The sequence below is a fragment of the Streptomyces sp. URMC 124 genome (genome assembly GCF_051386455.1).
Classification (GTDB): Bacteria; Actinomycetota; Actinomycetes; order Streptomycetales; family Streptomycetaceae; genus Streptomyces.
In genome coordinates, this window is the sequence record NZ_JBPQTS010000269.1 from 1 (window position 1) to 4,320 (window position 4,320).

Sequence of the window (4,320 nt, forward strand, 5' to 3'; positions counted from 1 at the left end):
CGCAGCCGGCGCAGCATCTTCTCGTCGCCGAGTCCGTGGGCGAGCCGCACCGCCCGCCCCCACTCCTCCTGCGCGGTCACGCGGTCCCCGCGCTCGTACGCCTCGCAGCCGGTGTTGACGCAGCGGCCGAGGTCGGCGTGGCCGGCGAAGTGGGCGACGCGCGGGTGGACGCGCGTGGACAGGGCGGTGTCGTCGGTCCAGTGGACGAGCAGGGGCAGGGGCCGGGGCACGGCGACGACGGCCTCGGCGGGGTGGTCGCCCACGGCGTCGGCCACCAGCGACAGGGAGGCCAGCTGCAGGTCCTCGCCCATCGGGTCGCCGGTGGGGTCGGCCGTGACGCACAGGTGGTAGTCGCGGGACTCGTCCCCCCACGCCCCCGTGGGGAAGTCCCAGCTGCGCTCGCCCGTCCGCACGCCCTCCGCGGTCAGGTCCAGCTCGGTGGGGAAGACCTGCTTGAAGAAGCGGAGCTCGCTGCCGACCCGCAGCCGGACGCGGATTCTTATGCCGGGCAGCGCCTTCGTCATGGCGCTGGCCATCATCGTGCGGAACTCCTCCTCCAGGTCGGAGTCGCGCTCGACGGCGTCCGCCGTGCCGTGCAGGCGGGCGGCGACGGCCCGCAGCTCGGCGGCGGCCCACTGGTCGCCGATGCCGCGCGCGTCGCAGGTGAACTTCCCCGCGCAGTCCGCGAGGACGCGCTCCAGCTCCTCGGGCCGGTCGTGCTCGTTCCTGCCGTCGGTCAGCAGGAGGGCGTGCCGGATGGGGTGGTCCTGCTCCGGGGCGGTGAGCAGGTCACGGGCGCAGGCGAGCCATGAGGCGATGGCCGTGCCGCCCGCGGCGACGAGGCCGTGGGCGGTGCGGGCGGCGTCCGCCCGGGTGTCGGGGCTCGCGACGGCCATGCGGCCGCCCGCCGGATAGACGACGCGGGCCTTGTCGGTGCCCTCGACGAGGGCGAAGCGGGTGCCGTCGCGCAGGACGCCGATGGCGGCGGCCGCGGCCTTGCGGGCCGCCGAGATCTTCGTGCTGGGCCAGCTCATCGAGCCCGAGCAGTCGATGACGACGACCTCCGCGGAGGAGGCCGGGGTGGTCAGCCCGCTCAGGCCCTGGCCCTCGACGGTGAGGACGGCGTGCGCCGGCACGGTGCCGGTGCCGGCCGGCAGGTGCTTGTTCTGCCCCAGCTGGGCGGTGAGGGCGGGCAGGCCCGCCGTCGGTGCGCGGTCCCGGGGGGCCGCACCGTCGTCTCGGTTCATCGCGCACCCCGGTTCATCGCTTCGGTCCGTCCTTCGCGTGTCCATTCGTTCCCCCGTGCCGGACGTGTCAGCCGTTGTCAGCAGCGTCAGCTGCGTTGTCCGCGGCGCCCGCGTCTTCCGCGTCACCCGCGTCACCTGTGTCAGCCGCGCCCGCCGTGTCAGAAGCGGGTCCTGGGACGGACGCTGTTGGCCAGGTCGACCAGGGCGGCCAGGCCCCCGGGAGTGGGCGCCTGCCGGGCCAGCCGGCGCAGCTTCGCCTCCAGCCGGGAGCGGAGGGCGAACTCCTCGTCGTCCGCGCCGAAGAGTGCGGTGCCGCCGCCCGGTCCGCCGGCCGCTGCCCCTGCCCGTACCCGCTCCAGGGCCACTTCGAGCGTCTCCGCCTCCAGCCGGTCGCGGGCCGGGCCACCGGGGTGGCCCTCGTCCAGATAGAGCCGGGGCAGGCGGCTCAGGGCCGCGGTCAGGTCGGCGCGGCCGGGCAGGCCGCGGTCGCCGTCGGCGCGCAGGCGGCCGGAGAGGATGCGCACGCAGGCGATGCGGGCCGCGTCGTAGTGGCGGGAGACCTCGGGCAGGCCGCCGAGGAGGTCGACGGCGCCGGTGCGGTCGCCCGTGGCCAGCCGCAGCCGGGCGAGGCCGAAGGCGGCGCTGCCCTGGGAGCGGTTGCGCTGCCACACGGCCTGGTAGTAGCGCTCGGCGGCGTCCGCGTCGCCGCGCTGCTCGGCGCAGTAGCCGAGAGCCAGCTTGGGGGCGTACTCGCCGGGCAGGTCGTGGTAGACGCGGTCGAACTCGGCCTCGGCGGCCGCGGTCTCGTGCCGGGCGAGGTGCAGCAGGCCCTGGTGCCAGGAGATTCGCCAGTCGTGGGGGACCAGGCTGCCCAGCAGCTGCTTCGCCGTCGTCAGGCGTCGCTCCGCGGCGTCGAGTTCGCCCAGTTCGAGGTGGGCGCGCAGCTGCCGGAGGCGGATCTCCACCGACCGGTGCCCGGAGGCGGACAGCTGCTGGATCAGGCGCCGCGGCCCGCTGGTGGTGGGCTGGCCGAGCAGCGCCGCGGCCGGGTCGGCGGGGTCGGGGTAGGGCACGGGAAGGTGGCGCGGGACGCGGTCGGCCGCGGGCAGCCCGGGGTCGAGGAGCGGGCGGCGCTCGCCGCTCAGCCAGCGCTCCAGGGGAGGCACGCGCCCGAGCGAGGCGTCGAGGAGGGTGGCGGCGGGGGCGAAGAGGGTGGACGGCTCGGGGTGCTCGGTCCCGGTGCGCAGGGAGCGGATCTCGCGCAGGACGCCGCGCAGCTGCTCGGCCATCTCGCGGGCGGAGGAGAAGCGGTCGAGCGGCTTCTCGGCCGTGGCGCGCGAGACGGCCCGCCGGTAGGACTCGGCGCCCAGGCCCGGGGGCTGCCGCCCGGAGTCGTCGGAGAGGGCGCGCAGGGTCATGCCCAGGCTGAAGAGGTCCGAACGGACGGACAGGCCCCGGGCGCCGAGGCGGGCGACCTCGGGGGCGGTGAAGCCGCGGGCGCCGAGGACGACGCCGCTCTCGTCGCCCAGCTCGCGCGTGGCGCCGAGGTCGATGAGCTTGATGCGGTCCGCGTAGTGCATGACGTTGTTGGGCTTGAGGTCGCAGTAGACGTAGTTCTTGCGGTGCAGGCTCTCCAGGGCGTCGAGGATGCGGCAGCCGTAGGACAGGACGTACTCGAAGATGCGGTCCTCGCCGAAGGGGCCCTCGCGGCGGGTGATGCGGTCGCGCACCTGGGAGAGGAGCATGCCGCGCACGAACTCCATGACGATGTAACGGGTGTGGCCGTCGCCGTCCGGTGCGCCGTCCGCCCCGGGCTCCGGGTGGGTGACGAAGTTGATGATGCGGACGATGTCGGGATGGTCGGAGCGGATGAGGTTGCGCCGCTCCTCGCCCATGTTGTGCAGGGCCACGGGATCGCGGGTGTTGATGAGCCCCTTGAGGGCCACCGGATTGCCCTCCAGGCGGATGTCGTGCGCGAGGTAGACCCAGCCGAGGCCGCCGTTGGCCACGCAGCCCACCACGCGGTACTGCCCGCCGACCAGATCGCCGGGGGCCAGCCGCGGGGTGAAGTCGTAGGGGTGGCCGCAGCGTTCGCAGAAGCCCGTGGGCAGGGCCGGCTGCCCGGCGTACGGACGGCCGACGATCGCCGTGCACCCGTCGTGCCCGCAGGTCTTGCCGCCGGCCGGGACCCTGGGGTCGGCGACGACCAGCGCCTCGGGGGAGGGGGTGGCGATGTAGGGCAGGTCGAGCAGGCCGTCGTCGGCGGGGCCCACGGTGAACAGCCGGTCGGTCTCGGCCCGTCTGCGGGTGCCGGCCGTGGGCGGGCTGTCCGGCACGGGCGGGGCCCCGCGCCGGGCGCGGTGGCCGCGCGTGGAGCAGAAGCCGGTGGCTTCGATGCGGCCGTCGCAGCCGGGCCGGGGGCAGCGGTCGGTGCCGGGACCGCCATGACTGCCGTGGCTGTCATGACTGGCGGGTGGTTCGCCGGAGGTGGTCATCCGGGGTCGCCCCCTCGCGGACGGTGGGTGTGGTGCCGTACGGCGTCGGCGAAGCGCTCCACGGCGCGCTCGGCCTCGGAGAGCTCGCAGGGCGCCTGGTAGAGGAGGTTGTGGGCGGCGCGGTAGAGGGGCGCGGCGGCCCGCTCCTCCTCCAGGCTGCGGGCGGCGAGCAGCGCGAAGAAGGCCTCCAGGCGGCCGCGCAGCTCGTTGCGCCGGGCGATGCGGGCCTCGGCCAGGCCGATCGTCTCCTCGATCCGCAGCAGCCCGGACTCCACGGTCCGCTCGAAGGACGCCAGCTCGGCCAGGAAGCGCTCGCCGCCGGGCTCCGGGTGGCGGCGCAGCGCGGTGAGGTCCAGCCGGAGGGCGGCCGCGCGCTGCGGCACGGGGCGCACCGGGGCGATGAGGGCGGTCTTCTCGTAGGCGGTGCGCTCGCGGCGCGCGATGTGGTCGATGCCGTCGCGCACCCGGTCCAGCCGGGCCGCGATGTCGTCCTTGGCGGGGTCAGCCATCCTCAGCGCCAGCTCCAGGCTCTGCGATTCGGGGTTGCGGAAGACGAGGAGCAGCCGGGCGCCCCGGGC

At 75.6% G+C, this 4,320-nt stretch carries 2 protein-coding genes and 1 pseudogene; all 3 read right to left on the reverse strand.

All coding sequences use genetic code 11. The features are described 5' to 3' along the window. Positions 1-1,247, reverse strand: a 1,247-nt coding sequence (locus tag ACSNOG_RS31890; RefSeq protein ID WP_436756189.1) for a VWA domain-containing protein, incomplete at its 3' end; no start/stop codon positions are given. A 158-nt stretch (positions 1,248-1,405) separates the two neighbouring features. After that, positions 1,406-3,742 carry a tetratricopeptide repeat protein gene (locus tag ACSNOG_RS31895; RefSeq protein WP_436756190.1) on the reverse strand — a complete coding sequence of 779 codons (2,337 nt, stop codon included), beginning with the start codon at positions 3,740-3,742 and terminating at the stop codon, positions 1,406-1,408. Further along, positions 3,739-4,320, reverse strand: a pseudogene (locus tag ACSNOG_RS31900) (serine protease); the annotation flags it as partial. The pseudogene ACSNOG_RS31900 and the gene ACSNOG_RS31895, both read right to left, overlap by 4 nt.